General features: G+C 35.9%; 3 protein-coding genes. 2 read left to right on the top strand and 1 reads right to left on the bottom strand.

Going from position 1 to position 6,731, the window contains the following annotated elements; genetic code table 11:
• Together ACFINM_RS09220 and ACFINM_RS09215 are read left to right on the top strand one after the other, a co-directional pair.
• Nucleotides 1-783 (top strand): hypothetical protein (locus tag ACFINM_RS09220; RefSeq protein ID WP_375621823.1); only part of this gene is annotated, 783 nt, incomplete at its 5' end.
• Nucleotides 784-789: 6 nt separating this feature from the next.
• Nucleotides 790-3,420, top strand: a complete 2,631-nt coding sequence (locus tag ACFINM_RS09215; RefSeq protein ID WP_375641183.1) for a DUF6990 domain-containing protein — start codon at nucleotides 790-792, stop codon at nucleotides 3,418-3,420.
• 974 nt (nucleotides 3,421-4,394) lie between these two features.
• On the opposite strand, the gene ACFINM_RS09210 is transcribed toward ACFINM_RS09215, so the two are convergent.
• Nucleotides 4,395-6,731: type ISP restriction/modification enzyme (locus ACFINM_RS09210; protein WP_375641181.1), on the bottom strand; the 2,337-nt coding region annotated here is incomplete at its 5' end.

The following is a 6,731-nucleotide window of genomic DNA, read 5'->3' as shown; positions in this document are numbered from 1 at the left end:
GGTGCCGGTGGTTCCTTTAATGCTGGTCTTGAATTTGGAAAATTATTGACTGAAGTAGCAACGCTGTTTTTGGGAGGTGCTGGAGCAGCCAAGGGAGGCGTAAAGCTTGGCGAAAAGGTTCTGGCTAAATTCGCTGCTAAGACTGAAGAAGCGGCTGCAAAAGCAGAAAAGGAACTTGCCCAATCAGTTGGAAAAATTGGCTCTGAAGACAGTGCCAAGGGCGAAACATCCCCAAAGCCTTCAAAAAGTAATAGCAATCGTGAAACACTCGAAAAAAATAAGGAGCATCATGACGGAAAGCGTACAGAAGAAATGCAAAAATTACAGGAAGCAGGATGCACAACATGTACGCAAGAAGCATCGTTTAAAAAAATAGTTGAGAAACCTGATGGTAAAGGAGGGACAAAGGAAGTTGCAATAAGATCCCGTCCTGATATTCTCTATATAGAGGATGGTGAATTAAAAATTGTTGAGGTAAAAACGGGGAATGCTGGTCTAACCGAAAACCAAAAGATTTTGGAAAAGGAGTATAAAACAGGAGATGCGCAACCCACAGGAGATGTTGTTTTAAAATTCCTTGAGGAAAACAAAGAAAAGCTAAATAAATATCAAGAAGAACTCAAAAAATTTATAGAAAGAGAAAAACCAACGGAGGAAGCATTGAGGAATTTTAAGAAAAATTGGCCTAAAGAACAACTGGGCAAGGGTTGGGGGAGACCGATAAAATACGAAGTTATTCGTCATCCGAGCCGTTTAACAGAGCTTCTTGCACAAGGAAAGTGAGTCATGATGCAAACTAAAGATGTCACAGAGATTTTAAAAAGACTGGGCTGGGAGCCTTATCGTGATAACGTGGGGGATACTTTTGCGCATTATCATCTTCCCGATCGCATTGTCGGTATTGGCTATGGTGTAAAAAATTATGGAGAGAGAGGCAAAGAGTTTTTGCTTTCGGCTGATCTCACCACCGCTGCTTATTGTCTTGGCTGGGAATATTCTAGAGGTGAAAAATCACAGCGTAAATATGGAGATGTGCTGTTTTACGCGAAGGAGGATTTTAATGTTAAAGCTCCGGATCTTTCCGAAAGCCATATCACAACAGCTTTAAACAAAGTGATTGCATGGGCGCAAGCACAGGATATTGAAAAAAAATTACGTGAAGAAGCTGCAGATCATTCTCTTGTCGCAAAGGCTTTGCTTGGTGATGTAGAGACTTTAAAGAGTTCTGAGGTTACATCTCAGTTGTATGTACCAGAATTTTCTGATTACAAAACAATGACGAGGTATGATCGCCTGCTTTTTTTTGCACAGGCCTATAAAAATGGGGAATTAGACGATATTCTAACGCGCAAGAAGCCAAAACAGCGCTCGATAAGTCTCATAGCAGCAATGCGCGTTCTTAAAACACAAGGGTGGTTTTCAACGGAACCTGGAAAAATGTGGTTGATTTTGCCCGACCGCTTTATTCAATTTGATTTTGGTTTTATACGTCTCCATGACAATTACAATGTCCGTATTGAAGCTGAAATATCTAATGAAATGATTTCTGTCGCTTGCAATTGTATTCACTATAGTAAGGAATATTGGTGTGTTTCTCCTAAAAATATTTATAATTCTTTTAATACGATTGGGGGGGGGATTTTTAGTGGTTTTGGTAAAGGCATTGATATTTGTGTAGAGACATTAGATGAGCAAGAGCTTATCAAAATCTCTGAGCGGATAATACAGTGGGCACGTGCCCAAGATTTACAAGCATCAATAGAAAGCAAAACGCTTATCCAAAAATATAGCTACAATATAGATATAGTCTGGCATTTAGCTTGTTTAGCATTAACAGGTCAAATTGATATCCTGAAATCCTATCAAAATTTTTTAGAAGCAGGTACGATTTCTGAAATTTTGGATGACCGTGAAGTAGAGAGATATATTAACCAGGCCGTTCAATTTGCTGAAGAATATCTGAAAATCCTTAATGAGCGAAAAGCTATAGATGATCGTCTTAGTTTACAAGATTTGTCTTTTCTTAATACAGTTTCTGAAGACTTAAAAAGGATGGACTGGACAGTCTATCGTGATAAAAATTACAATTGCAATGCTTATTTTATAAAGAAAGATCGTATCATTAATATAGTGTACAACCTTGATAAAAACGGAGAGACACCATTTGTTACCTTCAAGGTTTCTCTTTCAACACTTGGTTTTTCTACAGCTTATCGATCTATTTTTATCGATACTCCCCAATATACCGTTCTTAAAGAATCAGAAGAAGTTTATGCAGTTTCTAGTACTGAATTGGATGAAGGTAAACTGAAGCAGATCTGTGCGGATATTTTGTGCTGGGCTGATCGACAAAATGTGAATCAAATCATCTATGATTATGCGGCTTTGTCCCCAGACAGTGAATATGATTTTGCGAAGTTGCACCTTATTGCACTTATTCTTATTGGGGATGTTGAAAAACTCAAATTTTATAAGGAAAGTTTGAAGGATAAAAACTTTTCAGCTTTGATAAGGGAAAACATAGCACATATTATTGATAACGTCCTTGCTCTTGCACGCCGTTATCGGACTGGTTTTCCTAAAAATGCTCCGATTTTAAGCTTGGATGCGCAAACAGCATCTGTTGCTTCTAAAACAACTTCTGTTGAAGTGGCAGAGGAAGTGGATGAAGTGGATGACACTGATGATCGTCTCACCATGGAAAGTGCTCATGCACTTTTAAAAAGCTTAGGCTGGTCAACCGAGAAAATCAATGAGAATGACCATATGGCAAGCTATCAATTGGCTGATCGTGAAGTAGATATTCTTTATAACGACGAAATTGCCAAAGACTACCCGCAATTTGATAGCGCCTTTTTGATTAGCACGGGCATTCTTTCCACCGCTTGTAAATTCATTGATCCTACCCACACGGAAGATATTCCAGATATACAGCTTAATTTTGAAGCAAAGGGGTTAGAAATCTTTGAACCAGAAGTTACTGCGGATCGCTTAAAGCAAGCACTTGATGACGCGCTAAAATGGGCGGTAACAGACATTGACCTTTCTAAAAGGCTACGCTCTGATTATGGTATAGCTCCTTGGGAAAAAGGCGCCACGTCTAAAGCAAACGATACGGATTATGCTTTACTTCATCTTGGCTCTCTTGCTTTATTGGGTGATGTTGAGACCTTACAATCTTATCAGAAAAGCTTTACGGCAGGTGATCACCTAGGCTTTGACGAAAGCATCAACAAAACCCATCTTGAACGTGCATTAGCTTTAGCCAAAGAAGTAGCAAAGGTGAAGCAAGTGAGTTACGCTTTGATTAAACAGGTGGCAGAAAAGCTTGATGATCCACAAGAGGTTACCAGCAAGGAGCAACCCCGCTCGTGGAAAGAGAAAATAGTCAATTTTATCGGAAAAAAAGACAAGAAATAGCACCTAAAAAATATCAAAAAGATTTCAAAAAATTTAGAAAATAAGGCGCGGTCCAAAGCCTTGATCATAGTTGAGAAACTCAACAGTGGTATGGCTCTGATCATGGTTTTGGTGCAAGATTTTAAGGAAACAACCTATAAAAAAAGATCTATAAAATTATTCCATAGATGATCAAAATCCCTTTTAATGGATTATTATCTATTTTATCGGTTATGTCAGTTTATTTAACAAACGAATCTTATGATTTTAGTGAATGATTAAAATGTGCTTTATGAAAAGCATATGATCCTTTAAAGCTTTTCAAAAGATAGCTTGTAACTTATAATAAATGTTATCAAGATCCTTATGGTTGTTAGTTTTGGTGGTTTTGTGGGTTCTTTTTATACGTATTATTTTATTTTTTTTATCAAAAATAAAAGTTTATTATATTTCAATATGTTAACTTTTATCAAGTTTCACAAAAAACAACCTATATCAAAATACAACCTGTAAATTCAACTAATGCTATATGTTTTGTAGGTTTTTTTGGGGGGGTGAGAAATCTTCAAAACCTATAAGTAATATAAGAAAATGAATATACATAATCCTCTTTAAACAAAGCTTTTGAAAACAATAAAGCTATCATTTTAGATTACGGTATAATCTTTTAAAGGCAATGTAAAAAAATCTAATTCTATTTAAGAGTGGATTTCTTAAAAGTCTTAAAGCAATCCAAATAAGAGTATCTAAAAGTGCAAATGGTTTCTTTTTAGAATAACGCATGATAAATTATTCCTTTTAAGATTATAGGTAATCAACTCACAAGATGATACGTTTAAAGAATTTACAAAAGTCCATTAAAGAGATTTTGATAACGTAATTATTTCCTATCTTAGTTTATCTCATAACAGATGATAAAATAGACTGTTATTTAAACTAATACATAAGCGGCTTTAATAAGATTAGCATGCCCATTATGTGAGCATGCTTTTAAGTTATTCAGTTTCTCTTAATACCAAATTTGGTAAGTTCTTAACGATTTTCATGGTTTCTAAACTTACGGTAATAACCCTCTGAAATAACTCTAGAGGGTAGGCAGGGTTGCCAATGGTTTCAACAGCATAGCGATTGGCATCATTGACAATGCCACTCTTTTTATCAGTCTTTACACATTGACGCCCCATAACCCATTCAAGAGCAGGTTTGCCATTGACGATATACTTATAAGCTTCAAGAGGGATATCTGTTATTGTGATATTGCTATTATAAAAAACAGTCGATTTATCCTTTTCCTTACTATTCTTAATTTTTGCGAATTTCATTTCAGTTACATAATAAAACTTTTCGGGATTAGAGATCTCTGTCTGTTTTGGATTACCCTTTTTAAAGGTTACTGGATAAGGTTTTACATCTTCATAATTCACATGCAAATGACCCAGTTCACGCCCTGCTGTTACAAACTTCCAAAAATCACCAGCACTCTTTACACAAGGGATACGAGGCAATTCTTTGCATAAATTATCAGCATAACGGGCGCGATAATCTTCCGAATGCAAAAGACCGTAAACATAATAGAATAGATCATCTTTTGTTATGGTTTCATTAGGATAAGCTGCTTTAAAATGTGCTAATCCCGCATCTGTAATGGCATCACGGCGTTGTAAATCAGCATTGTTGCTTTTTTCTATAGAATTCGTAAATAAATGTGACTGGTTATTATCTTTAGATTTTAAGGAGGTAATATCTTCATAAAAGTATCTTGGAAAGCATTGACCTGTATCTATTGCGTGAAGGTTAGGTAAATCCTTACTCATCAAAACAGAAAATCCACTTCTTGCTCCTACGCCTGTAACTTGTATTACCTTATTTTTTACCGCTTTCCCTATAGAGAATTGTAAAACTCTCTCATTAAAAATGCGATTGTAATAAAGCCACTGTTGTGTAAAAGGGCGATAGAGGCTTTGAATAAGGTATTTATCTTCAAATTCGAAAATCTTTCCACTAATTAATTGTTGTTTAAGAGAACGACTCCAACTGATTTTTTTAGCATCTGAATTTACAAAATTATCTACAATTTTTGTACGTGTTTTACAGTCAGTGTGATAAATATCATTAAAACGTTTCACTTCACTATTATAAAAATTAATCATATTACGCATATTTTTAGCTAAAGCTTCACGGCTTGAGTTATATGCCCACGCATCACGGCTAGTTGAGATACCACAAGAAAACGTTTTAAAGAGCTTTTTATTATGTCCTTTCTTATCTCCTAAAGCTAGGAATGTTTCGAAACTCTCATCACGTTGATGTATCCAATCACCATGCTTATCTGGTGCAATTACTTGCCAGCCCTTTTTATCCGTAATGCCACCAACACTACCAAAACATTCCAGAGCTGTAAGTTTTTCTTTTATCGTACGATTATTACCAATATCATGATAGTAAATTTTACAAGGTCCAATAGCATTGGGATTTTTGATAAATAACGTTACCGCAATACCAGTCATACTACCATTGCCGAAAACATTTTCACCTTCTTGAGCAACTCCATTGCTTAACATATTTTTGCGAAGATCTCCTCGTAAATTGAGTACGTAAATACTGCTAAATTCTTTGGCTAAAGATTTTCGTAAACCATCCATTGTAGACTTTTCTATGTAACCAGAACCAGAAACAAAACCGATTACTCCAGCATTATCAATACGATCACTAGCCCAGCGAATGGCACGAATATAATTATCATATAGATTTCGTATAAGATTTGCATTTGACTGAGCGGCATAAGTTTCACGAATGCGGTCATCTAATATCGGATAAGGTGTATTCTTTGCATTATCATTAGCACTTTTTTGACCTGTTGAATAAGGAGGATTGCCAAAGATAACTTCAATATTCATCTTCTTTTGATGTTCTAAATATTCACTGTTTTCTTTAAACAATTCCTGTAGTAAGTTCTTCTCTTCAAGCATCCGAAACGTATCGGTTAAGCCAATATGTTTAAAAGGAATATACTCTCCTTTCATAAGACTATGATACGTCGATTCAATGTTAATCGCTGCTATGTAATAGGCTAAGAGAACAATCTCATTGGCATGGATATCATGACGGAATTTGTATTCCATATCCTCTGGTTTGATCAGTTTAGATTGTAACAGCCGCGTGATAAAAGTACCCGTTCCGGTGAAAGGATCAAGGATAGAGACACCCCGTGATCCCAAGCTTTTTCCAAACTCTTGCTCTAAAACATCATTAACGGAATGAATGATAAAATCAACAACCTCAACGGGCGTATAAACAATCCCAAGCCTATCTGTTGTCTTTTTAAATGCCTT

It is taken from the genome of Bartonella sp. AA168HLJHH, assembly GCF_042197365.1.
Classification (GTDB): Bacteria; Pseudomonadota; Alphaproteobacteria; order Rhizobiales; family Rhizobiaceae; genus Bartonella.
The sequence above is the reverse complement of the archived record's forward strand: the minus strand, read 5'-3'. Positions and strand labels throughout refer to the sequence as shown.